Genomic DNA, 23,886 nt, shown 5'->3' with positions numbered 1-23,886 from the left:
GATTTGCCGCCATCGCCGGCCGGCGCAAGCCCGGCCCCGGCCTGCCGTGGAGTCTCAGAACGCCGGCGCCGCCAGCGTCGAAACCCAATAGGCCACGCCGGCGCACACCGCCAGGATCAGCACCGCGGCAACACGCGACACCGTGTCGTCGCGCGAGGGCGGCGCCTGCACCACCAGCTCCTTGTCACCGTGCAGCATGGCGCCCACCAGGTTGTGCTTGCGGCTCAGGTAAAAAACAATGGCCGCGATGTGCAGCACCACCAGCGCCAGCAGCACCCACTTGCCGATGTTCTTGTGGTAATTGGTCGTCAGGCTGACGGTGGCGTTGGAGACAAAGCGCGTCAGCGGGCCGGCAAAAGCGATCTCGTCGTCGCTGAGCAACCCCGTGCCGACCTGGGCCACCAGGAAACCCAGCATGGCGAACACCGACCCGGCGCCTATCGGGCTGTGGCCGATACCGTGCTCGGGCTTGCCCTGGCCCTTGAGGTAATTGATGACGCTTTGCGGCGCATAAATGAACGCACCAAAACGGGACCAGCGCCCGCCCACCAGACCCCAGACGATGCGAAACAGCAACAAGGCCAGCACCGTGTAGCCGAAGCGGAAGTGCCAAACCATGGCGTTGCCGCCCACGGTGCCGGTGATGGCCAGGCCTATCACGCAGGCCACCAGCGCCCAGTGGAAAACCCGCGTGGGCAGGTCCCACACACGCACCTTGTGAAGATTTTTATTGGTGTACACGCTCACTCCTCGTTCATGTGGGTTGTTTTGTGCAAGGCATTGTCCGTGGCCGGCCCGCTGCAGGCTTGGTGCTTTCCCGTAGTGCATAAGTTCCTGCGGAACTTATCAGGCTTGGCTAAACTCAGCCACATGGCAGCAAGCCCAGCACGCTGCCATGGCCCGTCACCGACCATATCCTAAAAAAACCTCACGAGGAAAACCATGAAATTTTTCGCCAGCATCGCAGCGGCCGCCACCCTGGCGGCCATGGCCGCCCCGGCCTCCGCGCAGTTCGCCAAACCCGAAGACGCCATCAAATACCGCCAGAGCGCGCTGTTTGTCATGGCCCAGCATTTCGGCCGCGTCGGCGCCATGGCCAACGGCCGTGTTCCCTTCGACGCCAAAGTCGCTGCCGAGAACGCCGATATCGTGGCCGACATGGCCAAGCTCCCGTGGGCTGGTTTCGCACCCGGAACCGACAAGGGCGGCAACACCAAGGCCAAGCCCGAAATCTGGACCGAGCAGGCCAAGTTCAAGGAAGGCCATGAAAAGCTGGTCGCTGAAACCGCCAAGCTGGCCGCCGCCGCCAAAACCGGCAACCTCGACACGCTGAAGACCGCCTTTACCTCCACGGCCGGCACCTGCAAGGCCTGCCACGACGCGTACCGAAATCAGTAACACCCCCGTCGGACGCTCATTTCGTGTAGCGCCTTCCCCCTTGCAGGGGGCTGCGCCTGCGGCCTGGCAAAGCCAGCTCCGCGGCCCATGCTCGAAAGAGCAACAAAAAAAGCCGGTTCGTTTGAACCGGCTTTTTTTGTTGGGAAATTCAATCGCTTCAGGTCTCGGCGAGCAGCTTCTCAATCAACTGGTGCAGCGCCGCAAAATCCGGCTCGCCCACATACTGCTTGACGATCTCGCCGCGCTTGTTCACCAGGTAGGTGGTCGGCGTGAGCTGCACATCGCCCCAGGCCTTGGCGACGGCGCCGGTGTTGTCGATGGCCACCTTGAAAGGCAGTTTGCGCGTTTCGGTGTAATTCACGACATAGCTGGGCGGGTCGTAGCTCATGGCCACGGCCAGGGTGTCGTAGCCCTGGCTCTGGTATTTGTTGTAGGTGGAAATGACCTTGGGCATCTCGGCCACGCAAGTCACGCAGCTGGTGGCCCAGAAGTTGACGAGGGTGACTTTGCCCTTCAGGTCGGCCGTGGTTTTTTTGCTGCCGTCCAGCAGCACGAAGGTCGACTCAGGCGCGGCCTGCGCGCCGCTGCATCCGGGCAGGCTGGCGAAAGCCGTCAGCGCCAAAATACCGGCCAGCGCCATGCGGCATACTGTCCAGCTGGATGTCAATTTCATGGGAGACCTCATCATGCAACGTCGCAATTTTAACCAGGCCGGCGTCAGCGCGTTGGGCGCACTGATATTGGCCACTTACCACCAGGCCCAGGCGCTGTCGCTGGGGGACCTGTCCGGCATCAGCAACGCCGACGCCAGCGCCGGCCTCAAAACCGCCCTCGAAAAGGGCGCCATCGCAGCCGTCGCCCTGCTGGGCAAGACGGATGGATTCCTCGGAAACCCAAAAGTTCGCATTCCTTTGCCCGGTTACCTTGAAGATGCGTCGAAAATCCTGAAAACCATCGGCAAGAGCAAGCAGGTCGACGAGCTGGTCACCTCCATCAACCGCGCCGCCGAAGCGGCCGTGCCCATGGGCAAGGACCTGCTGGTCAATGCGGTGCGCACCATGAACGTGAACGATGCCAAGAACATCCTGACCGGCGGCGAAACCTCGGTCACCGCCTTTTTCGCGGAAAAAACGCGCGCGCCGCTGGGCGTCAAATTCCTGCCCGTGGTCACCAAGGCCACCGAAAAGGTCGGACTGGCCAACAAGTACAACGAGTTTGCCGGCAAGGCCGCCGGTTTCGGCCTGGTCAAAAAAGAAGACGCCAACATCCAGCAATATGTCACCGGCAAGTCCCTGGACGGCCTCTACCTCATCATCGGCGAGGAAGAAAAGAAGATCCGCCAGGATCCGGTGGGCACCGGCAGCGCGATCCTCAAGAAGGTCTTCGGGTCAATGAAATAAAAAGTTCTAACGAACCGGGTGTGACGAAAGACTGAGCGGATCGGCGATTCCGGCTCTCCTCTATTTGGAGGAGGCGAAGCATTTCCTTACATAGTGTTGGTAAATGTGCCCACACGGGAAATGCCCTTGCGGCACGGCGGATAAACGTGCTCTGATTGAGACTGGTTGCAGTTAACGATCAGGAGGACAGCAGCCGTGCAAATAACAAAGTCGGTGTTGGCGTACGTCCGCGGAAGCAGGCACTGCATACGGCCTGCGAAGGCCGGTGCACACCTGGCCGTAGCGCGTCTTGCGGCACTGCTTCTAGCGGCTGCGGCTGCGTGGACGGCTCCCACCGCTATCGCCGCGCCCCTGCTCGACGAACCAATACAACCGGTTCCCCTGACGCTTAAACAGGACCCGGCCCGCGCGGACATCGGGCGCCAGCTGTTTCGCGACACCCGCCTGTCCGGCAACGGCCGCATCTCGTGCGCCAGCTGCCACGACATCAGCAAGGGCGGCGGCGACGGGCGCGACCGCTCGGTCGGCCTTCACGGCGGCCTCACCAGCGTCAATGCCCCGACCGTGCTCAATGCCGCGCTCAACTTCAAGCAATTCTGGAACGGCCGCGCCGAATCGCTCGAGTCGCAAGCCGACCACGTCATGCAGAACCCGGTCGAGATGGGCTCGCAATGGGCGGAGGTGGTCCAGAAGGTCTCGCAGGACCCCAAGTACAAGGCCGCGTTCGCCGCCTCCTACAAGGACGGCGTCACCAAGGCCAACATCCAGAATGCGATCGCCACTTTCGAGCGCACCTTGATCACGCCCAACTCGCGTTTTGACAAATACCTGCGCGGCGACGCCAACGCGATCACGGCCGCGGAGAAAGCCGGCTACGCCAAGTTCAAGCAGTATGGCTGCGTCGCCTGCCACCAGGGCGTGAATGTCGGCGGCAATATGTTCCAGAAGTTCGGCGTCATGGGCGACTACTTCGCCAAACGCGGCAACCCGACGGAAGCCGACCTGGGCCGCTACCTGGTCACCAAGGTGGAAAGCGACAAGCACGTCTTCAAGGTTCCCAGCCTGCGCAATATCGCGCTGACCGCACCTTACTTCCACGACGCCTCGGCAAAAACCCTGGACGAGGCCGTCGACATCATGTTCCGTTACCAGCTCGGCCGCGTCGCTTCCAAGGAAGACAAGGAGGCCATCATCCGCTTCCTCAACACACTCACCGGTGAACTGGATCCCAAACCGTGAAAAAAACGAATCGACTGGCCTGGGCGCCCATGGCGGCGGTTACCGCCGTGCTGCTGTCCATCCTGGTGTTTCTGTTCGCCAAGACCCAGAGCTTCGACGAGTCGCATTACTTTGAGGATATCGCCGTGCTGCGCCACCTCAAGCAGCTCGACGCGCAATGGGAACTGGACGTGCTCAAGTCCAGGATAGGCATCACCACGCACTACGACGCGCTGGCCGACAACCAGGGCGAGATGGCCCGGCTCATGGAACAACTGCAGTCGGAAACGGACGAGCATCACCACGATGCGCCCGGGCGGGCGGACAAGCTCGCGGCGCTGCAACGGGCCATCCAGGACAAGGCCCAGCTGATCGAGCAGTTCAAGTCGCACAACTCGGTGCTGCGCAACTCGCTGGCCTTTCTCCCCACCGCGGCGGAGGACGTCCAGCAGTCGCTCGGAACCGGCCGCGGCGCCGCGCAGCCGGCGTTCCAGCTGATTTCGGCCGGCGTGAGCAGGCTGCTGCTCGCAAGCATGCTGTACAGCCAGAGCCCGACCGGTGAGAAGGGCGCCGAAATACACGACGAGCTGGGCCGGCTGGATGGCACGCTGCACCTTGCACCGCCGGGCATACGCGACAGGCTGGATATCTTTCGTGCGCATGTCCAGGCCATTTTGCGCGAGCAGAAAACCGTCAATGAGCTCCTCGCCGGCATTTCCGTGGCACCCACCGGAAAGCTGCTTGATGACGCCAACGACGCCCTGACGGTCGAGCAGCAGCAGGCCGGTGTGGAGGGCGAGCGCTACGGCCGCTACCTGCTGATCTTCTCGGCGGTGCTGGTGGCGCTGCTGCTGTACGCCGCGGTCGACCTCCTGCGCAGCCACTCGACCATACGGCGCGTCAACGAGGAGCTCCAGGGCGCCAATGAAACCCTGGAGCAGCGCGTGCGGGAGCGCACCCTCGCGCTGCATGCCAGCGAAACCCAGCTGCACCTGATCACGGACACGGTGCCGGCCCTGATTGCCTATATCGACGCCGACCAGCGTTTCCAGTTTCACAACCTGGCGTATGAAGAACGCTTTGGCTTGAAGCGCGAGCAGATCCACGGCAAGACCATGCGGCAGATGATGGGGCACGAGCTCTACGAGAAAGAGCGCGGCAAGATCCAGGAAGCCCTGGCGGGCTACGCGGCGGAGTACGACCGCACCCAGGAAGCCGCCGACGGTCAGCTGCACGACTACGTCATGCAGTACTTCCCGCGCTATGGCGAGGGCGAGGATGAGGGCAAGGTGCTGGGCTTTTACTCGCTGGGCACCGACGTGACCGCGCTCAAGCGCGTCGACCGCATGAAGAGCGAGTTCGTCTCCACCGTCAGCCACGAGCTGCGCACGCCGCTGACCTCCATACGCGGTTCGCTGGGCCTGATCGTCGGCGGCGTCGCCGGGGAGCTGCCGCCCATGGCCAAAAATCTGGTCGGCATCGCCACCAGCAACTGCGAGCGGCTCATCCGGCTGATCAACGACATCCTCGACAGCGAAAAAATCGAATCCGGCAAGATGCGCTTTGACATGCAGGTCACGGAACTGGCGCCGCTGCTGGCCCAGGTCCTGGTGGCCAATGAAGGCTTCGCGGAGCAGCACAAGGTCAAGCTGGCGCTGGATGTCCAGGCCGAAGGGGTCATGGTCAGTGTCGACAGCGACCGGCTGACCCAGGCCGCCACCAACCTGATCTCCAACGCCGTGAAGTTCTCACCGGCGGATTCCTTTGTCTATATCAGGCTGCTGTGCAGCAACAGGCGGGTCCGGGTCGAGGTCGCCGACAGCGGCCCCGGCATCCCCGAGGAATTCCGCAAGCGCATCTTCCAGAAGTTCTCGCAGGCCGACACCTCCGACACCCGGCAAAAAGGCGGCACCGGCCTGGGCCTGAACATCTCGCGCGCCATCGTGGAGCGCATGGGCGGCAGCGTGGGCTTCACCTCGCAGACCGGCGTGGGAACGGTGTTTTATTTCGAACTGCCCGAAGCAGTGGCGCGGCCGGTGGAAGAGGCCAGCGTCGATGAAAGCAAAACCAAGGCCGGCTCACCGCCCAGGCCCTTGATCCTGGTCTGCGAGGACGACCCCGACATCGCCCACCTGATCAAGCTGATGCTCGACAAGGGCGGGTTCGATTCAGACATGGTCTACCGCGCCGCGCAGGCCATGGAGCAGGTGGTGAAACGGCCCTACGCCGCCATGACCGTCGACCTGGGCCTGCCGGACCTGGACGGCATCAGCCTGATCCGCAAGCTACGCCTGGAAGAGCGCACGCGCGAGCTGCCCATCGTCGTGGTGTCGGCCAACGCCGAAGCCGGCGAGCTCGAATTCAACAACCAGCCGCTGGCGGTGTCGACCTGGCTGGAAAAGCCCATCGACGAAAACAAGCTGATCCTCAGCCTGCAACGCGCCATCGCCAACATGGCCGAAGGCAGGCCGCGCATCCTGCATGTCGAGGACGACCTGGACATCCAGCGCATCGCCGCCACCATCGCCCAGGACTTCGCCACCTTCGAGTTCGCCGCCAGCCTGCGCGAAGCGCGCGAACAGCTGGGCAAACACCACTACGACCTGGTGCTGCTGGACCTCACGCTCAAGGACGGCTCGGGCTGGGAATTGCTGGACACCATAGAGGACCTGAACCCGGCGCCGCCAGTGGTCGTGTTCTCCGCGAGCGACGCGGTGGCCCTGGACAGCGACCGCGTGGAGGCCGTGCTGGTGAAGGCCCACACCTCCAACGACCAGCTGCTGCGCACCCTGCAGCGCGTGCTCGACGAAAGCCTGTGGGGGACGGTGCATCCGCCGTTGAGTGTTTAGCCCACCCCCGTCGGACGCTCACTTCGTGTAGCGCCTTCCCCCCTTCCAGGGGGCGGCGCCTGGGGCCGGCGAAGCCGGACCCTCGGCCCCCACTGGTGAACTGTGCCCATTGAATACACCCTGAATCTTCAACCCAGCAGGGGCCGCGGGACTGGCTTTGCCAGACCGCAGGCGCCGCCCCCTTGAGGGGGGAACAGGCTACACGCAGTGAGCCTGGACGGGGGTGTTACTTCTTCTGGCTTGAGCGGTAGACCTGCATCACCGTCGCGAAGTCGCGGTCGAAGTTGATGGGCAGGAAGGTGTCGTTGCCGGGCAGCTGCTTCTTCAGCGTGGGCGAGAAGCTGTAGTTGAACGAGCATTTCTTGACCCTGGCCTGCAGCTCGGGCGACACGTCCTTGTTCATGGTCCAGGTTTCCGTCATGAAGGGTGGGCTCTCCCAGATCGTGCGTATGCTCGATCCCTTGACGTCGCCCTTGACGACCATGCGCTGGTACAAATCGCTGGCCACGGCCGCGGCCGGAAAGAAGCCGTGCATCACGCCCGTCACCGAGCGCTCGTGGCCGTTGGAGAACACCACCTCGTAGTCCTTGTCCGGCGTAAGGCCCAGGGCCGGGAACAGCGCGCGCGGCGCCAGGTTGCCCGAGTTGGAGGTCGGCGTGGTGTGGGCGATCTTCTTGCCGACCAGGTCCTTGGGTTCCCGGTAGGGGCTGTCGATGCGCGTGATCAGGATCAGTTTGTAGGAGTTGCGCTGGCCCGTGGCTTTGTTGCCCGGCACCGCGAAGGGCGGCGCCTGCCCGGCCGTCACCATTTGCGCGGCCAGCCCCGGGTTCACCTGCCCGATCTGGGCCTTGCCGGTCGAAAGAGCCTCGATCAGCTCTTTTTCGCCCAGGATGTCGACGTTGCTGGTGCGCTCCAGGGAATCGCCCTGGGCATTTTGCAGCTCCACATTGGCGCAGCGCGACAGGTGGCTGAAGTAGTCGCCCCACAAGGCCATGGTCTCGGTCTTGCCGTAGGTCTTGGGCATGGCCACCACCATTTTTTCGCGTGGGCCGGTGAATTTTTCAACTGCCGGCGCGGCCGTGGCCTTGGTTTTTTTCGAGGGCGGGGTTTCGGTTTGTGCCACGGCAGAAGCCAGAGCCAGCGCCGCACCCGACAGCACCGCCACATTACGCAATAAAACCATCATGTTGATCGCCCCTAGTCATTGATGAACCGCATCCCACGGCAAGCACGGCCGCAGGGCCGTGCACCCAGTGTGCGGCCAAACCAACTTTTACTTACAAAAAGGCGGACGCAAAAGCGACAAGCAGCGGGAATACCCCGGGGTGATCCGTGGTTTTTTTGTCGAAAGAAGAGGGCGCCAAGGTAGCGCGCCAAGCGCCTTTTCTGATAAGTCGGCGTTACAAATCGCGGCCGGCGGTCGTGGCGCGCGACGCATCGATCTTGCCGAGCAGCCACTGCAGTCCGGCCAGGTGCTGCTGGTCGTGGCTGCACAGGTAGTGCACCAGGCTGCGCAAGGTCAGCGCGCCATAGCCTTCGAATTCCGCCGTGCGCTCCAGCGCCTCTGGCGTGACGCTCGCGAGAAGCTCCAGGGTCTTGGCGCGCGCCGCGCGAAAAGCCGCCAGGGCTTCCCGCGCGTCGGCTGTTGCGTAGCCGCGTTCGCGCTCCAGCGCATACCCGTCCAGCGATGCCAGCAGCGGGTTTGTCTCCGCCAGCGTGCGCTGTATGCGCACATGGTAGCCATCGATCTCTATGTCCCGCACATGGCAGACCTGGCCCAGCGCCGAGAAGGTCTCGCTGGGGATGCCGTCCCAGGACGAAGGTGTCCAGTTGCGGTGGCTTTCAGGAATGGCCGCGTAAAACAGCTCCAGCTGGCGCGGGAAATCCGCCATGGCCTGCAGGGTTGCCGGGTTCAGCGGCGCGGGAACGCTCATTGAGCGCTCCTGTGCGCCGAAGGCCAGAGCAGCGCCTGCGCCACGATGACACGCTCGCCGTTAAAGGTCGCCGCCGGCGAGCCGTAAAGCGTGTAACCGAGCGCGAGCGCTTCGCTGACCCGGTGGCAAAAACTCGCGTCATCCGGGCCGGTCAGCAGTCGGTAGATGGGAAGGCCGTCGGGCGGCATGTTCGTGGCTGATGTCATGGCGGCATGGGGCTGGTGAACGGAGGGCGATATTACCGTGTTCGCCCCCATGCTGCACAGGCGCCCGCCCTCAGGCTTTCGCCATGCCCGGCAATAGCATGCCGTGCCCCCGCGCCGGCATGCCGGTAAACGCAAAATCCACTTCCGGCACGCGCCCGCTCACGATGTCGGCAATCGCCGCGCCCGAGCCGCAGGCATGCGTCCAGCCCAGCGTGCCGTGGCCCGTGTTGAGGAACAGATTGGACGTTTTGCTTTTGCCGATGTAAGGCACGTTGCTGGGCGTGGCCGGGCGCAGGCCGGTCCAGAACTGCGCACCTTCACCGTCTGTCATCTCCGGGAAGAGCTGCTTCACGCGGCGGACGATGGCCTGGCAGCGCACCAGGTTCAGCTCGGTGTTGTAGCCGTTGAGCTCCGCCGTGCCCGCGATGCGCAGGCGATTGCCCAGGCGCGAGAACACCAGCTTGTACTCGTCGTCGGTCAGGCTCACCTGGTAAGAGGCCGCCTCGTTGATCACCGGCAGCGTCACCGAATAACCCTTGGCCGGGTAGATGCGCAGGCTTTGCCCCAGTTTTTTAGCCCAGGGCGCGCTGAAGGCGCCCAGGCACATCACATAGGCGTCGGCCTTCAGGGTCTCCACACGCCCGCCAGCTTCGCCGCTGCCTCGGGCGACCTGCACGCCGTCCAGTTGCCCGCCGCTGGCCTGCACATCGAGGATGGTGGTGTTGTAGAGAAACTTCACGCCCGCCTGCTCGCAGCGCGCGGCCAGCGCGGTGGTAAAGGCCTGGGCATCGCCCGACTCGTCGCTGGGCGTCATGCTGCCGCCCACGATGCTGGCGCGGCACTGCGCCAGCGCGGGTTCTATGGCCACACACTCTTCGGCGGTTTTCATGTCCAGCTCGCAGCCGTGCTCACGCATGATGCGCGCCGGCTCCTGCGCGGCGTCATATTCGGCCTGGCTGGTGTAGAAATGCAAAATGCCCTGGGTCTTCGCGTCGTACTGCAGGCCCAGTTCGGCCCTCAGTTTTTGCAGCGCGCCGCGGCTGTACATGCCCAGGTTCACGATCTGGCGGATGTTTTGCGCGGTGCGCGCCGGCGTGCAGTTGCGCAGAAACTCCAGGCCCCACAGCCACTGGTTCACATCGGCGCGCAGCCGGAACAACAGCGGCGCGTCCTCGCGCGCCAGCCACTGCAGCACCTTGAGCGGCGCGCCCGGGTTGGCCCAGGGCTCCGCATGGCTGACGGAAATCTGCCCGCCGTTGGCAAAACTGGTTTCCATCGCGGCCGCGCCGCGCCGTTCGATGACCGTGACTTCGTGTCCGCGCTGCGCCAGATACCAGGCCGTCGTGACCCCCGTGACACCCGCACCCAAAACCATGACTTTCATGGTGATTCCTTCTCAAGCAGAAATGGCAGTTGCGCAAGCGCCATGGCCTGGGGGTGCTTGAATCAAAAAAAGAATCATGGCAACCGCCAAGCCATCAGGTGCTTGCGGCCGCTTCCACTGTCCTTGTTACCTGAGAGATTCAGCCGCGGCTTGCGCTTGGGGCTTTGCTCCTTCGGTGCGCCGCACCTTGCATGCGGCGTCTCTCCAGACGGCTGTGTGTTTCCGGGCAGTACGGGACCTGAGCGATTATGGAAGTTTGCGCCTTCGGTGGCTGCCTTGCGGCAGCGCTCTCCTGCTTGAACGGCTTGAATTTACCACCTAAGCCCTGTTCGCCAAGGGCCCAGGGGGCATTAGTACAGGTCCAGCGGGGTGATTTGGCGGCTTAATAGTAGCCAGGGTGCAGACGGGGGCTTCAGCCTTCGCATACCGACCGCACAAAGGCCGCCTTGGCCTCGGTATAGGCCTCGCGGTCGGCCGGGTATTTGGCCGCCAGCTCGGCCTTGAGCGCCGCATAGTGCCAGGCCAGCGCGGCATCGGCGCGCAGCGCATCCCGAAATTGCAGGCGCTGCGCCCACACCGGGCCGCCGTGCACCACCAGGTGCAGGTGGTGGGTGCGGTGGCCGTCGGCCCAGCGCATCAGCCACTGGCGGTCGACCAGCGTCGCGTTGAATTCGGCCGAAGCCGTATAACCCTGCGCGCACAGCGGCGCCACCAGCGCCCTGGCCGCCGCCATGGAGGCCACACCGCCCAGGATGTCTATCACCGGCTTGGCCGCCAGCCCCGGCACCGCCGTGCTGCCCATGTGCTCAATCGCCATGAAGTCGCCGGGAAACAGCGCCAGCAGCCGCGTTCGCTCGTCCTCAAACATCGCGGGCCAGTGCGGGTCGTAGGCCCGCAGCGCCACCTCCTCGTGGATGGCGGCCTGCAGCGACTCGGCGTCCGTCATGGCCTTCACCGCTTTAGCGCCTTCAGCGCAGCGCCACCACGGCCCGGCGCGCCAGCACCAGGCGCTCGTCCAGGTAGGCGCCGTAAAAATCCGGAATCGCCGCGCCCACCAGCGGCTCGGCCAGTGCCTGCCCCTGCGGGCCCAGGAACAGCACCGTGGGCGTGAATGTCGCCTTGGCGGCCTTGGTCCAGGCGGCCGCCGTCGTGGGCTTGCCGTCAAAACCCGCCAGCGGCGTGCGGTTGTCGGTCACATTGAGCTGCCAGGCCTGAAGGCCGTTTTCCTGGCGCGCCGGCAGCAGGTAGTTGCGCCGCACCAGCTCGCAATATGGGCAGCCGGGCAGGGTGACCAGCAGCACCAGCGGCTCGCTGCCCGAGGCGGCCAGCCCGGCCGCCTCGGGCAGCGAAGCCGGCACGGGCAGGGCGCTGTCCTTGGCCTGGGCCTGCAGCGGCCAGGCCAGGCTGCCCGCCAGCGCGGCCGTGAAGCCGCGGCGGCCCACCGTCTTCATTCGGCGCACTCCAGCAGGATGCGCGCCAGCGCCGCGGGCTCGGTGACCATGGGGTCATGGCCGGTGGCCAGGTCCAGCACCCGTGAATTCGGCAGCCAGGCGCCGCCCCAGAATTGCGGGTCGCGCGCACGCAGCCGGCTGGGTGTGATGGTCGCCAGCGCCGGCGCGGTGCAGCTCACAAAAGTGCGCGGCACGGCCGCCACGCGCTGCACATCAAAATCCAGCGGCGCCTGGTAGGTGTTGCCCGGGTGCGGCGTCTGCCGGCGCTGCACCCAGTCGTGGTCGGCGCCCGCCAGGCCGTACACCTCGGGGTCGGGCGGCGGAAAGCTGAAGCAGGGCGAGGCCTGCGCCGCCACCATGCGCTTTTGCTGCGTGGCCGCATCGTGGGTGCTGCTCCAGCTTTCGCCCGGCTGCGGGACCACCGCATCCACATACACCAGGTGCTTGAGCCGTTCGCCCAAGCGATCCGCCACCGCCGTGCCTATCATGCCGGCGTAAGAATGCACGGCCAGCGTGACCTCGTGCAGCTCCTCGGCCTCGATGAGGTTGATCACGTCGTTGATGTGGGTATCGAGGTTGATCGCGGGCGACAGCAGGTGGGCCCGCTCGCCCAGGCCCGTCAACGTCACCGCAAAAGCCTTGTGGTGGTCCAGCTGCAAGACCTGCGCCACACGCCGCCAGCACCAGCCGCCATGCCATGCGCCATGCACCAGAACAAAATTGTGTTTCATTGCATCACCTCCTGCTTGGGGTTTTCCGCCTCAAATTGTCTTGCCGCCCTTTAGTTCGGACAGTTTCGCCTCGGAATAGTTCAGCAGCTCGCGCAGCACCTCATCTGTGTGCTGGCCCAGCAGCGGCGGCGGCAAATCGGTGCGCACCGGCGTCGCGCTCAGGCGAATGGGGCTGGAGACCAGCTTCAAGTCCTGCTTCACCGGATGCTGCCATTCGGTCACCATGCCGCGTGCCGCGATCTGCGGGTCGGCAAACACCTCGGCCAGGTTGTTGATCGCGCCGCAGGGCACTTTCGCGGCCTCCAGCGCCGCCAGCCAGTCGGCCTTGCCGCGCGTCTTCATCACGGCCTCCAGGATGGGCACCAGCTTGGCCCGATTCTGTACCCGGTTGCGGTTGGTGGCAAACAGCGGGTTGGTCGCGAGTTCAGGGATATTGGCCACCGCGCAGAACTTCGCATACTGCGAGTCATTGCCCACGGCCAGGATCAAGTGGTCCTTGCTTCCGTCGGCCGCGGGCGCCACCTCAAACACCTGGTAGGGCACGATGTTCTGGTGCGCATTGCCGGCCCGGCCCGGCGCCTTGCCGCTGACCAGATAGTTGGCGCCCAGGTTGGCCAGCATGGCCACCTGCGTGTCCAGCAGTGCCATGTCCACCTGCTGGCCCTCGCCGGTTTTTTCGGCATGGCGCAGCGCGGCCAGGATGGCCACCGTCGCATACATGCCCGTCATCAAATCGGCCACCGCCACGCCCACTTTTTGCGGCCCGCCGCCCAGGTCGTCGCGCTCGCCCGTCACACTCATGAGCCCGCCCATGCCCTGGATCGCATAGTCATACCCCGCGCGCTCGGCATATGGCCCGTTCTGCCCAAACCCGGTGACCGAGCAGTACACGATGCGCGGGTTGATGGCCTTCAGCGAGGCGTAATCCAGCCCGTAGCGCGCCATGTCGCCGACCTTGAAGTTCTCGACAAACACGTCGCAATGCGCGGCCAGCTCCCGCACCAGCGCCTGGCCCGCGGGCTGGGCAATGTCGCAGGTCATCGAGCGCTTGTTGCGGTTGGTGCCCAGGTAGTAAGCGGCCTCGGTGTCCGCGCCTTGCGCGTCTTTCAAGAAGGGCGGCCCCCAGGTCCGCGTGTCGTCGCCCGTGCCCGGCCGCTCGATCTTGATCACATCGGCCCCAAGGTCGGCCAAAGTCTGGGTGCACCAGGGGCCCGCGAGTACGCGGGAGAGGTCTAGGATGCGGATGCCGTCTAAAGAGTTCATGGGGGCATTTTGCCTCTATGAGGGCCGTCGGTCCTCACCCCTGCCCGAATGCGAGTGGCAATGGCGGTTTCGATGCATGAAATGTTTAAACTGAACATGCGGCGCCATTTTGCACCGCAGATTGAGCGGCAACTGCCCGGAAAATTGCAATGAAGAAAAACCAACCAGCCTGGGTGCGCACCTGGATCGTTATTTCCGTTCTTTGGGGGGCGGTTCTCGTCGGTCTGACCGTGCGGCTGCTTGCCAGTGGACCGTCTTTCGCCGCTTCAACTTCGGAGCCCTGTCCACAGCTTTTGCTGCGACCAGCTCCAGTTCTTGAAAAGGCATTGTTGGGCATACACCCTGAGCTGTTCTTCAAAATCATCATATGGCGTGACGCCAGGACAGGCGCAGAACTTTCGACGTTTCGCAAGGGTGAGCAGGTCCTGTCCTGCGGGACCCTCGAGGCCCGTGCCAAGATATTCCAGGTAGCTGCCCAAAGCGGGCTCATTCAGCCTCAGGTGCATTTGCGCACGAAGCTACTGGCGCTGATCATCGTCATGTCAGCACTCCTGCTTGCGCCAATCGTGTATCTCGCTCATCTTCCGTTCGCAAAGAGGGCTCCCTAAGTTCGGGCTCCGCCAATCCGAAACCTGGGCAACGCACGGCGCCGACATTTGCCATGATGAAAAAACGCTCCCGCTGCAAGCCCTCACGCTTATGTCATCGCCCTGTCCGTCATCAAATGCGGGACTAAAAATATGTACAAATGGACTGGTGATAGTGCGCCACCTGACTTCGATCAAGAGGTCGCAGACACGTATGTGGGGCGGTACATCTTGGTAGGTGTTACTTATCTGGATCACTCAGGAAAAGAACTGGAGCGTCTTCAGATGCACGGCGTGGTGGAATCTGCCGATACAAAAGGAATATGCATTTCTCTCTTGGGTAAGCGCCAAGGTGAGTCTTGGGTCATGCCGCCAACGCTTGATGCCATCTCATGGGCGAATCCCGGGATCTATACGCTGCACAGCACAGGTGAAGAGGTGGAAAATCCGGACCTGCTCTCAATGTGGACCGTCACGAAACCAAACCAGCACTGACGCCTAGGCCGTACTGGTGCGTCGTCTTAAGAGGCACAACACTTGGCATGATGAGAAAAACCATTCCCGCTCCAAACCCTGACGCTTATGTCGCCGCCCTATCCGGTTGGCAGCGCACCACGGTCGAACAGCTGAGAGCGGCCGTTCTGGGCGGCGCCGCGCTGGACGAAGTCATCAAGTGGGGCCACCTGGTTTATCTGTCTAACGGGCCTGTGCTGCTCGTCCGCGCTGAAGAAAGCCGCGTGCTGTTCGGCTTCTGGCGAGGTCAACGCCTTCGCGAAATGGACCCCCTGCTCAAACCCGGTGGCAAGTATGAAATGGCGACCAGAGAGTTTCACGAGGGTGACAAAGTCAACGCCGCCTTGTCGCGCCGCCTCGCCAAGGAGGCGGTTCGGCTCAACAAGGCGCTTGGCGATCCGACCAAGCTCTAGCGGTGCAAGCTGTCGCGCCAGGCTCCAACCTCAGCATCAAGCCATGAAAAAACTCATCGCCGGCGCCCTTGCCGCATTGGCTGTGCAAGTTTCAGTAGCGGCGGCTACCGAGCAGCCCATTTCCCTGGACACCGCCCACGGCCGGATCGCAGGTTCGCTGATGCTGCCGGTGAGCAGCGACAAAAAGATCCCGATTGTGCTGATCATTTCAGGGTCGGGCTCCACCGACCGTGACGGCAATAGCGCGGGTGTTCAGGGGAAAAATGACAGCCTCAAGATGCTGGCCCAGTCCCTGGCCGATGCGGGCTTTGCCTCGGTCCGTTATGACAAGCGCGGCGTGGGTGCGAGTGCCGCGGCGGCGGGCCGCGAGGCCGACCTGCGTTTGGACAATTTTGTGGAAGACGCGGCCGCGTGGATAGATCTGCTGGCCAACGATGCGCGGTTTTCAGGCGTTGCGGTGGTGGGCCACAGCGAGGGCTCCCTGATAGGCATGCTGGCCGCGCAAGGGCGGGCCGTCAGCGCATTTGTTTCTATCGCCGGGGCGGCCCAGGGCGCAGCCTCCATCCTGCGGCAACAGCTGGCACCCCAGCTGCCTGCGGACCTGGCCGAGCGCAACGAGGCCATCCTGTCCTCGCTGGAGAGGGGCGAGGCGGTGGGCGATGTCCCCGCAGCCTTGGCCGCTTTGTACCGGCCCAGCGTCCAGCCGTATTTGATCTCCTGGTTCAAGCGCATCCCCGCGTCGGAGATCAAGAAACTCCGCGTACCGTGCCTGATCCTGCAGGGCGACACTGATATCCAGGTTTCCGTCGCGCAAGCCATGGCGCTGGGCGCGGCGAAGCCGGATGCCGAGCTGCGCATCATCCCGGGCATGAACCATGTGCTCAAGCAGGTCCCTTTGGACCCGGCGCGGCAGATCGCCTCTTACGGCGACCCGGCCTTGCCGATTGCGCCCGGCTTGAGCGGGGCCCTGGTGCGTTTTCTCTCTGCACACCGGCCGCGTTAACAAGATCAATACGTCTTGTACGGCAAAAACTTCCCCGACAACACCACATTGACGCGATCGCCTTTTGGGTCGGGTTGCCGCACGATGTCCATGCTGAAATCAATCGCGCTCATGATGCCGTCGCCGAATTCCTCGTGGATCAGTTCCTTGATCGTCGTGCCGTAGACGCTCACGATTTCATACCAGCGGTAGATCAGCGGGTCAGTCGGCACGGGCGTGGGCAGCGAGCCCTTGTAGGGCACGACCTGCAGCCACTTTTGCTCTTCGGCCGTGAGGCCGAATATCTTGCCTATCACCTTGGCCTGTTTTTCGTCAAAGGTCATCTGGCCCAGGCAGCCGGCGGTTGTCCATTCCTTGCTGAGGCCGACTTTTTTGGCGACGGACTCCCAGGTGATGCCTTTGCTGACTTTGGCGGTGATGATTTTTTCGGTGATGTCGTTGCGGTTCATGGTTGGCTCCTATGTTGGGGAAGCCGTAGCAAACACCGTGCCCCGCCTTGTGGCGGCCGTTGCGTCTCAAGTGCGCCAAGGCGGTGCAAAAAGCCCTCAAGCTGCGCACCGGGCTGAGGCGGGTGCCCTTCGGGAACCAATCCACGGTGTTTAGCCCCGCGAAAAGCGGGCGCTGAGCTTCCAGCTGCCGTCTGCCCCGGGTTTTCCGGACACCACCAGCTGGCGAACGTTGGGATTCGGCTGGTCGAAGTCCTGGCGGGGCGCGGAAATGTCGAGCACGTCCAGCTGGATGGCGTTGCCTTCAAACTGCACGGTCAGGTGTTTGCCCTTTTGCGCCAGAAAGGCGGTGCGGCCCTCCAGCCTGACCTCAGCCTCGGTGGCCATCGCCCACCGGATGGTGCTGCCGGGGCGGGTGCCGAGAAGCTCGTCGTCAAGTTGCACCCCGTCATCCAGGAAACGGGCACGGCGGCTGGCCTGCGTGACCTGGCCGGGCAACAGCGCGGGGGTCAGGTCTATCAAGGCCTCGCGCTCGGCAAGCATGCGCAGCGTGGCCATGCCGCGGACACTGTGCGCCTGGCCGTCCAGCGTCAGCGTGTTGTGCGCTTCGGCAGAAAGCCTGAAGACCTGCCAGCGTGTTGAATCCGCCTTCATGTTCCACAGGTCTATGCCGCGTGATTCCAGGCTGCCGTAGTCCTGCATGCCGAGGTCTTTGGCCCAGCGCAGGCCATCCAGTTCGAGCACAAAACTGCCGGCATCCATATGCGCATGGCTGTGCGCCGCTCCGCCCGCCTTGATGGCGAACCACCACGCGTTGGGGTCGGACCATGATGAGCGCCAGATGGCGAGCGGCTGCGCCCCCTGGCCCGAGAAGCTGGTGGGCAGGGCATTTCCGCCCGTTTTGGTGGGCCACCACAACACGGAGAGAGGCGCGAAGCGGTCGGACAGGCCCTGCTGCTGGCGGATCATCTCGCGCGTGGCTGTCAACAGCGCGGGCTGGTCCAGTTCACGGGCCAGGTAGACGATGGCGCATGGCAATTCCTGGCTCTCGACGCTGTCGGCAAAATCGAAGTGCTTCCCGGACGGGCCGATGGCGTGTGTATAGAACTCGGCACTGCGCCTGAAGCCAGGCGCATCCAGCAAGCCCCAGTCGCCGCCTTTGCGGCCACGCAGTGCGGCGGCCAGCAGCACCGTAAAGCTGGTTCCGTAGCTCCAGTAGGTCGGCCCCTCCGGGTAGACCCCATCCGGGCGGTAGGCATTCAGCCCGATAAAGACGCCCTGGCGCGCCGCCGCGAGCAGATCGGCCGCAAGTGCGGGTTCATCGTCCTCCACGGCCAGCGCGCCGAGGACCATGCCGCCAATGCAAACCTGGTTCCAGTTGTTGGTGGACCTGAAAGCTCTGTTGCCGTGGCGCGCCTGGGCAATGCTCTTGTCGACCATCGCGGCGCGCAGGGCGGCACGGTCGCCGGCCGGCAGGTCATTCAAAAGCCAGCTGTAGGAAATGGCCATGCCCGTGGTGATCTCGGCGAGCTCCAGATAATGCTCCGGCCAGTCACTGAATGCGGCGATGGCGAGCATTTCCTGCCGGGCGCGGTCCAGGAAAACCCGCTCCCTCGTCACCCGGTAAGCGAAAGCCCACTGCAGGCTTCGGCGAATAAACTCGCGCGAGACACTGAGCGGGCGGCCGTCTGCGGGTTTGTGCTCCAGCGAAGGCAGGGCGATGTCACTGCGGGCGCGTGCCAGCAGTGCCGCGGTGAAGCGGTCAAGATCAGGGTCCGCTTTGCATCGGTCAGGCAGGGAAGACCAATCGCTTTCGCTGGCAAGCAGTGGTGGGTGAAGCTGAACTGTCGGGGACGATTCGGTCGTCGTCGCCTGCATGCTTGCGCACCCCGTCAACTGGGAGGCGACTGGAAACATCGCAGCAAGAAACTCACGGCGTTTGAAGAGCATCCTTTTTGTCCTTCAGCTTGCGTCAGCTTCGCAAGCTGTCCTGAGGCTCGCTAGTCCGTAAATTCAGTAAACATCGTGTCAAGGCAACGCCCGCTTGAGCCATTGCGTTCGTAGTAGTTCCAGCGGTACGCCATTTCCGTGTTGTCCCGGCAAGCCACACCTTTGTACAACTTGCCATAGGTGAATCTGGCACCCGAGGATGATCGATAGCTGTCATGCGTCTCAGCCACCAGGACGCCGTCTTTGGGATAAACCTTCAGCACGCCATAAGACGCATTGCTCGGTATGTCGTACTTCACATAGAGTGTGCTCCCCTCAGCATCCCGACCCGAATTTTCTATCAATATAAAAACAGCCTGTTGTTCCGCAACCAGCTCTTCCTGCGTCAGGTGGGTAAATGATTGGGACTGGATTTTTTTGCCAAATTTCAGTGCGGGGCCCAGCACCAGCAAAGGTTTTCGTTCACCCGTAGCGGCAGGGTTGAACCGGTGTTGAAGCGGCTTCTTGAACCGGTTGACGACAGCCGAGAAAATTTCATCGTCGCTGAAATTCTGGCTCTGCAGCTCCAACGCCCAGGCAGGGCTTGCAGCACATATCAGCATCACGGCTATGAACAGGGGTGTTTTGAAATACATCATCCGAGCTTATCAAGCCCGGGCCCTGTTCGGGCGGCCATGATTGCGGGCCCGCATCCTTGCGCGCAAAGTCCTGAGCTTTTTCAATACAGGTGCCGCGCACATCAACCATGAGCAAGCAACGAGCCCAGCTTGGTGCAAGGCCGGATGCTTCTCGCGCGCCAAAGCGGTGCAAAACGTCGCCTCCAGGCGGGAATCCCTGTAAAGTCCAAGGCATGCTTATGATTTCCGGGGCCGCTATGCGCCCCTTGCCGCGGCCGGTCGCCGCCCTTTTGACGGCCGTGGCCATGCTCACAGCCTGCAGCCCCACCCTGAACTGGCGCGAAGTGCGGCCCGAGGGCACGCGCCTGGCGCTGTTGCTGCCCTGCAAGCCCGACAAGGCGCAAAAAACCGTGCCCCTGGGCGGTCCGGCAACGCCGCTGTCCATGCTGGGCTGTGATGCCGGCGGCGCGACCTTTGCCGTGGCGGTGGCGCAGCTGGGCGATGCGGCCCAGGCCGCACCCGTGCTGGCGCAATGGCAAAGCCTGACGCTGGCGAACATGAAGGCCGGGCCCGCGCAGCTGGCGCCGCTCAAGGTTTCCGGCAGCGCTGGCGTACTGGTCAAGGCCCAGGGGCGTCGCCCCGACGGCGCGGTGGTCGAGGGGCAGGCCGCTTATTTCGCCCAGGGCGCGCAAGTCTTCCAGGTCGTGCTCTATGCCGACCGCATTGCGCCCGAGGTGGCCGAGACCTTTTTCTCCAGCCTTAAATTCGAATGATTCGAATGACGAGCGCCCAAACCTCTATGTCCGCCGCGCGCAATGCATCGGCCGCGCCGTCCGAAGCCGGCCGGCTGGATGCGTGGACGGGCGCCATTGTGTTCCTGGCCTTTGCCGCGGCCTACTTTTGCTCGGCGCTGGTGCGGGCCATCACGGCCACCTTGTCGCCGGTGCTGACGCAGGAGTTTTCGCTGCATGCGCGCGACCTGGGGCTGCTGGCCGGCGGTTATTTCCTGGGTTTTGCCGCCACGCAGCTGCCGCTGGGCACCTGGCTGGACCGCCATGGGCCCAAGCGCGTGATCCTGGGTTTTTTGAGCATTGCCGTGCTGGGTTGCCTGGCGTTTTCGCTGGCGACCAGCTTTGCCTGGCTGCTGGCGGCGCGTGTGCTGGTGGGCATGGGCGTGAGCGCCTGCCTGATGGCGCCGCTCACCGGCTACCGCCGCTGGTTCGAGCCGGCCACGGTCTTGCGCGCCAATTCCTGGATGCTGATGACGGGCTCGCTGGGCATGCTGGCCTCCACCCTGCCGGTGCAGTGGCTGATGCCGGTCACGGGCTGGCGGCCGTTGTTCTGGATACTGGCGGCCATGATTGTGCTGTCCATGGCGGCCATCGCCTGGGTGGCGCCGGTGTGGAAAACCGGCCATGCCGCGGGGCCGGCCGGGGAGGCTGAAGAGTCCGGTTACGCGCCCATCTGGCGCAGCCGCTATTTCCGCAAGATGACGCCCATGGCCTTCTTCAACTACGGCGGGCTGGTCGCGGTGCAGACCTTGTGGGCCGGCCCCTGGATGGTCAAGGTCGCGGGCTACACGCCGCTTGAGGCCGCCACGGGCCTGTTCTATATCAATGCCACCATGCTGCTGACCTTCTGGAGCTGGGGCATGGTCAATCCCTGGCTGTCGCGCCAGGGCTGGACCGCGACCCGGCTGATCACCTGGGGCGTGCCGGTCAGCATCGCGGTGCTGGCCTTTAACATCGCGGCCGGCGCGTCCACCGGCTGGCTGGGCTGGGCGCTGTTCTGCATGGGCTGCAGCGTCATGGGCCTGGCGCAGCCGGCGGTGGGCATGGCCTTCAAACCCTCGCTGGCGGGGCGGGCGCTGTCGGCCTACAACCTCATGATTTTTGCCGGCGTGTTTGTCGTGCAGTGGGGCATAGGCCTGCTGATCGACGTGTTCGCCGCCCTGGGCCTGGGCACGCTGGGGAGCTTCCAGGCGGCCATGGGGGTGTTATTGTGTTGTTGTATCGCCTCATATGGGTATTTCCTCAGTGTGCGCGCCGATAATTCAGTGGAACCCGAAAACCCATGAACGGCATCTTCATCATCGCCCACGCCCCGCTGGCCTCCGCCCTGCGCCAGTGCGTGCTGCATGTCTTCCCCGACAACGCGCCCGGCGTCGCCGCGCTGGACGTGCAACCCAACATGCCGCCCGAGGAAACCCTGGCCCAGGCCCGCATCATGCTGGCCCAGCTGGGCACCTCGCATGCGCTGGTGCTGGCCGACGTCTTCGGGGCCACGCCCTGCAACGTGGCGCAAAAACTCGTCGACGGCGTTCATTCCAAACTTATCACCGGCATCAACCTGCCCATGCTGCTGCGCACCGTGTCCTACCGGCACGAGTCGCTGGACGCCCTGGTGGCGCGCGCCCTCGTAGGCGCCACGCAGGGCGTGATGCAGGTCGCCATTACCGCACCGCAAAACCAGGTGCGCCGAAACCATGATCAAGACCAGCACGAACATCAGCAATAAGCTGGGCCTGCACGCCCGCGCCTCCGCCAAACTCACCAAACTCGCCGGCAGCTTCGGCTGCGAAGTCTGGATGAGCAAGGGCGAGCGCCGCGTCAATGCCAAAAGCATCATGGGCGTCATGATGCTGGCCGCCGGCCTGGGCAGCACCGTCGAGGTCGAGACCAACGGCAACGACGAGCAGGCGGCGATGGAGGCCATCCTCGCGCTGATCGCCGACAAGTTTGGAGAAGGCGAGTGACCTTTTCAGTCCACGGTCTTGCCGTCTCGCGGGGTATCGCGATAGGCCGTGCCGTGCTGGTCGCCTCCAGCCGCGCCGACGTGGCGCACTATTTCATCGAGGACGACAAGACGGCCGACGAGATCACGCGGGTGCGGATTTCGCGCAATGCGGTGATGGAGGAAATCACCCGCCTGCAGCAGGACCTGCCCAAGGACGCGCCGCACGAGCTGGCCGCCCTGCTGGACGTGCACCTGATGCTGCTGCAGGACGAGCAGCTGATCAGCGGCGTCAAGCACTGGATCGTGGACCGCCACTACAACGCCGAGTGGGCGCTGACCACGCAGTACGAAATCATCGCGCGCCAGTTCGACGACATGGAGGACGAGTACCTGCGCGAGCGCAAGGCCGACCTCGAGCAAGTGGTCGAGCGCATCCTGCGCCACATGAAGGGCGTGGCCTCGCCGGTGCAGCCGGCCGCCCAGGCGGGCGCGGGCCGCAAGCTCTCGCAGCAAGACCTGCTGCTGGACGACACCACCGACGTGCCGCTGGTGCTGGTGGCGCACGATCTGTCGCCGGCCGACATGCTGCAGTTCAAGCAAAGCCTGTTCGCCGGTTTTGCCACCGACGTGGGCGGCAAGACCTCGCACACCGCCATCGTGGCGCGCAGCATGGACATCCCGGCGGTGGTGGGCGCGCGCAGCGCCAGCCAGCTGATCAAGCAGGACGACTGGGTCATCATCGACGGCGACGCCGGCGTGCTGATCGTCGACCCCTCGCCCATCATCCTGGCCGAGTACGGCTTCAAGCAGCGCCAGGGCGAGCTCGAGCGCCAGCGCCTGAACCGGCTCAAGAACACTCCCTCACTGACGATGGACGGGCAGCGCGTGGAGCTGCTGGCGAACATTGAAATGCCCGAGGACACCCTGGGCGCGGTGACGGCCGGCGCGGTCGGCGTCGGGCTGTTCCGCAGCGAATTCCTGTTCATGGGACGCAGCGGCAAGCTGCCCGACGAGGAAGAGCAGTACCAGGCCTACCGCAAGGCGATTGAAGGCATGCACGGCCTGCCGGTGACCATACGCACGGTGGACATAGGCTCGGACAAGCCGCTGGACCGCCATGCCAAGGCCCAGGACACCCATTTGAACCCGGCGCTGGGCCTGCGCGCCATACGCTGGAGCCTGGCGGACCCGCCCATGTTCCTCACGCAGCTGCGCGCCATCCTGCGCGCGGCCGCGCACGGCCAGGTCAACCTGCTGGTGCCCATGCTGGCGCACGCCACGGAAATCCGCCAGACCATGTCGCTGATAGACCATGCGCGCGCCACGCTGGACAACAACGGCACGCCCTATGGCCCGGTGCGCCTGGGCGCGATGATTGAAATCCCGGCGGCCGCGCTCACGCTCAAGCTCTTCCTGAAGTACTTCGACTTTTTGTCGATAGGCACCAACGACCTGATCCAGTACACGCTGGCCATAGACCGCGCCGACGAGGCGGTCTCGCACCTGTACGATCCCTGCCACCCGGCGGTGCTGCGCCTGATCGCCGACACCATTGCCGAATGCGATGCCCAGGGCAAGGGCGTGAGCGTCTGCGGCGAGATGGCCGGCGACGTGGGCATGACTCGGCTGCTGCTGGGCCTGGGCCTGCGCAGCTTTTCCATGCATCCCTCGCAAATCCTGGCGGTCAAGCAGCAGATCCTGCGCGCCGACGCCTCCAAGCTGCAGCCCTGGGCCGAACAGGTGCTGGCCAGCGAGGACCCGGCCGCGCTGCTGCAGTCCGCCTGAGC

At 64.1% G+C, this 23,886-nt stretch carries 26 protein-coding genes and 1 riboswitch; of the genes, 13 read left to right on the top strand and 13 right to left on the bottom strand.

Annotated elements, in window-relative coordinates:
* Positions 1 to 54 precede the first annotated feature (54 nt).
* Positions 55 to 741 (bottom strand): cytochrome b/b6 domain-containing protein, encoded by a 687-nt coding sequence (locus AC1D09_RS23130; protein WP_477663917.1) that lies wholly within the window; start codon positions 739 to 741, stop codon positions 55 to 57.
* Positions 742 to 942: 201 nt separating this feature from the next.
* Between AC1D09_RS23130 and AC1D09_RS23125 the strand changes: the two genes are divergently transcribed.
* Positions 943 to 1,398 (top strand): c-type cytochrome, encoded by a 456-nt coding sequence (locus tag AC1D09_RS23125; protein WP_477663916.1) that lies wholly within the window; start codon positions 943 to 945, stop codon positions 1,396 to 1,398.
* A gap of 157 nt (positions 1,399 to 1,555) precedes the next feature.
* Here the strand turns inward: AC1D09_RS23125 and AC1D09_RS23120 are convergent, their stop codons facing one another.
* A complete protein-coding gene (locus tag AC1D09_RS23120) occupies positions 1,556 to 2,038 on the bottom strand; it encodes a TlpA disulfide reductase family protein (protein WP_477663923.1) in 483 nt (160 codons plus the stop codon).
* A gap of 46 nt (positions 2,039 to 2,084) precedes the next feature.
* On the opposite strand from AC1D09_RS23120, the gene AC1D09_RS23115 reads away from it, so the two are divergent.
* From AC1D09_RS23115 to AC1D09_RS23105, 3 genes are all read left to right on the top strand, one after another.
* Positions 2,085 to 2,798 (top strand): DUF4197 domain-containing protein, encoded by a 714-nt coding sequence (locus AC1D09_RS23115; protein WP_477663915.1) that lies wholly within the window; start codon positions 2,085 to 2,087, stop codon positions 2,796 to 2,798.
* Positions 2,799 to 2,993: 195 nt separating this feature from the next.
* Complete coding sequence (locus AC1D09_RS23110; RefSeq protein ID WP_477663914.1) at positions 2,994 to 4,037, top strand: cytochrome-c peroxidase; 1,044 nt, start codon at positions 2,994 to 2,996, stop codon at positions 4,035 to 4,037.
* A complete protein-coding gene (locus AC1D09_RS23105; RefSeq protein ID WP_477663913.1) occupies positions 4,034 to 6,865 on the top strand; it encodes a DAHL domain-containing protein in 2,832 nt (943 codons plus the stop codon). The genes AC1D09_RS23110 and AC1D09_RS23105 overlap by 4 nt, the downstream gene beginning before the upstream one ends.
* A gap of 226 nt (positions 6,866 to 7,091) precedes the next feature.
* On the opposite strand, the gene phnD is transcribed toward AC1D09_RS23105, so the two are convergent.
* The 8 genes from phnD to AC1D09_RS23065 all read right to left on the bottom strand — a co-directional run bounded on the left by phnD (position 7,092) and on the right by AC1D09_RS23065 (position 13,834).
* Complete coding sequence (gene phnD / locus AC1D09_RS23100; protein ID WP_477663912.1) at positions 7,092 to 8,051, bottom strand: phosphate/phosphite/phosphonate ABC transporter substrate-binding protein; 960 nt, start codon at positions 8,049 to 8,051, stop codon at positions 7,092 to 7,094.
* A 214-nt stretch (positions 8,052 to 8,265) separates the two neighbouring features.
* Complete coding sequence (locus tag AC1D09_RS23095) at positions 8,266 to 8,781, bottom strand: DinB family protein (protein WP_477663922.1); 516 nt, start codon at positions 8,779 to 8,781, stop codon at positions 8,266 to 8,268.
* Positions 8,782 to 8,795: 14 nt separating this feature from the next.
* Entirely contained in the window at positions 8,796 to 9,005 is a 210-nt protein-coding gene (locus AC1D09_RS23090; RefSeq protein ID WP_477663911.1) for a DUF1737 domain-containing protein, read from the bottom strand.
* 70 nt (positions 9,006 to 9,075) lie between these two features.
* Positions 9,076 to 10,389, bottom strand: a complete 1,314-nt coding sequence (locus tag AC1D09_RS23085) for a D-amino acid dehydrogenase (protein ID WP_477663910.1) — start codon at positions 10,387 to 10,389, stop codon at positions 9,076 to 9,078.
* Positions 10,390 to 10,497: 108 nt separating this feature from the next.
* Positions 10,498 to 10,607, bottom strand: a riboswitch (glycine riboswitch).
* Between the two features lie 194 nt (positions 10,608 to 10,801).
* Complete coding sequence (locus AC1D09_RS23080) at positions 10,802 to 11,335, bottom strand: GrpB family protein (RefSeq protein WP_477663909.1); 534 nt, start codon at positions 11,333 to 11,335, stop codon at positions 10,802 to 10,804.
* A 22-nt stretch (positions 11,336 to 11,357) separates the two neighbouring features.
* Complete coding sequence (locus AC1D09_RS23075; RefSeq protein ID WP_477701247.1) at positions 11,358 to 11,840, bottom strand: thioredoxin domain-containing protein; 483 nt, start codon at positions 11,838 to 11,840, stop codon at positions 11,358 to 11,360.
* The gene (locus tag AC1D09_RS23070; RefSeq protein WP_477663907.1) at positions 11,837 to 12,571 is read right to left on the bottom strand and encodes an alpha/beta fold hydrolase; all 735 of its coding nucleotides are present in this window, start codon (positions 12,569 to 12,571) and stop codon (positions 11,837 to 11,839) included. The genes AC1D09_RS23075 and AC1D09_RS23070 overlap by 4 nt, the downstream gene beginning before the upstream one ends.
* Before the next feature lie 30 nt (positions 12,572 to 12,601).
* Positions 12,602 to 13,834 (bottom strand): CaiB/BaiF CoA transferase family protein, encoded by a 1,233-nt coding sequence (locus AC1D09_RS23065; protein ID WP_477663906.1) that lies wholly within the window; start codon positions 13,832 to 13,834, stop codon positions 12,602 to 12,604.
* Between the two features lie 149 nt (positions 13,835 to 13,983).
* Here AC1D09_RS23065 and AC1D09_RS23060 point away from each other — a divergent pair, with 149 nt between their 5' ends.
* The 4 genes from AC1D09_RS23060 (at position 13,984) to AC1D09_RS23045 (ending at position 16,350) form a co-directional block, all read left to right on the top strand.
* Complete coding sequence (locus tag AC1D09_RS23060; protein WP_477663905.1) at positions 13,984 to 14,442, top strand: hypothetical protein; 459 nt, start codon at positions 13,984 to 13,986, stop codon at positions 14,440 to 14,442.
* 132 nt (positions 14,443 to 14,574) lie between these two features.
* On the top strand, positions 14,575 to 14,916 hold the full coding sequence (locus tag AC1D09_RS23055) for a hypothetical protein (RefSeq protein ID WP_477663904.1): 342 nt from the start codon (positions 14,575 to 14,577) through the stop codon (positions 14,914 to 14,916).
* Positions 14,917 to 14,966: 50 nt separating this feature from the next.
* Positions 14,967 to 15,347 carry a DUF1801 domain-containing protein gene (locus tag AC1D09_RS23050; protein WP_477701246.1) on the top strand — a complete coding sequence of 127 codons (381 nt, stop codon included), beginning with the start codon at positions 14,967 to 14,969 and terminating at the stop codon, positions 15,345 to 15,347.
* A 43-nt stretch (positions 15,348 to 15,390) separates the two neighbouring features.
* On the top strand, positions 15,391 to 16,350 hold the full coding sequence (locus tag AC1D09_RS23045) for an alpha/beta hydrolase family protein (protein ID WP_477663902.1): 960 nt from the start codon (positions 15,391 to 15,393) through the stop codon (positions 16,348 to 16,350).
* A 5-nt stretch (positions 16,351 to 16,355) separates the two neighbouring features.
* Here AC1D09_RS23045 and cynS read toward each other — a convergent pair whose 3' ends face one another.
* The 3 genes from cynS to AC1D09_RS23030 form a co-directional block, all read right to left on the bottom strand.
* Entirely contained in the window at positions 16,356 to 16,799 is a 444-nt protein-coding gene (gene cynS / locus AC1D09_RS23040) for a cyanase (RefSeq protein WP_477663901.1), read from the bottom strand.
* A 150-nt stretch (positions 16,800 to 16,949) separates the two neighbouring features.
* On the bottom strand, positions 16,950 to 18,746 hold the full coding sequence (locus AC1D09_RS23035) for a heparinase II/III domain-containing protein (protein WP_477663900.1): 1,797 nt from the start codon (positions 18,744 to 18,746) through the stop codon (positions 16,950 to 16,952).
* 50 nt (positions 18,747 to 18,796) lie between these two features.
* On the bottom strand, positions 18,797 to 19,384 hold the full coding sequence (locus tag AC1D09_RS23030) for a hypothetical protein (RefSeq protein ID WP_477663899.1): 588 nt from the start codon (positions 19,382 to 19,384) through the stop codon (positions 18,797 to 18,799).
* 212 nt (positions 19,385 to 19,596) lie between these two features.
* Here AC1D09_RS23030 and AC1D09_RS23025 point away from each other — a divergent pair, with 212 nt between their 5' ends.
* The 5 genes from AC1D09_RS23025 to ptsP are packed head-to-tail and all read left to right on the top strand — an operon-like array spanning position 19,597 to position 23,884.
* The gene (locus AC1D09_RS23025) at positions 19,597 to 20,136 is read left to right on the top strand and encodes a hypothetical protein (protein ID WP_477663898.1); all 540 of its coding nucleotides are present in this window, start codon (positions 19,597 to 19,599) and stop codon (positions 20,134 to 20,136) included.
* Between the two features lie 5 nt (positions 20,137 to 20,141).
* Positions 20,142 to 21,440, top strand: coding sequence for an MFS transporter (locus tag AC1D09_RS23020; RefSeq protein WP_477663897.1), 1,299 nt, complete (start codon positions 20,142 to 20,144; stop codon positions 21,438 to 21,440).
* On the top strand, positions 21,437 to 21,880 hold the full coding sequence (locus AC1D09_RS23015) for a PTS sugar transporter subunit IIA (protein ID WP_007869023.1): 444 nt from the start codon (positions 21,437 to 21,439) through the stop codon (positions 21,878 to 21,880). Before AC1D09_RS23020 ends, AC1D09_RS23015 begins: the two co-directional genes overlap by 4 nt.
* Positions 21,849 to 22,118 carry an HPr family phosphocarrier protein gene (locus tag AC1D09_RS23010; RefSeq protein WP_007869021.1) on the top strand — a complete coding sequence of 90 codons (270 nt, stop codon included), beginning with the start codon at positions 21,849 to 21,851 and terminating at the stop codon, positions 22,116 to 22,118. Before AC1D09_RS23015 ends, AC1D09_RS23010 begins: the two co-directional genes overlap by 32 nt.
* Positions 22,115 to 23,884: a phosphoenolpyruvate--protein phosphotransferase gene (gene ptsP, locus AC1D09_RS23005; RefSeq protein ID WP_477663896.1), complete on the top strand. Its 1,770-nt coding sequence runs from the start codon at positions 22,115 to 22,117 to the stop codon at positions 23,882 to 23,884. The genes AC1D09_RS23010 and ptsP overlap by 4 nt, the downstream gene beginning before the upstream one ends.
* Positions 23,885 to 23,886 lie beyond the last annotated feature (2 nt).

The organism is Polaromonas sp. P1_A2 (genome assembly GCF_056406895.1).
This window is presented reverse-complemented; position numbering and strand designations above follow the sequence as displayed.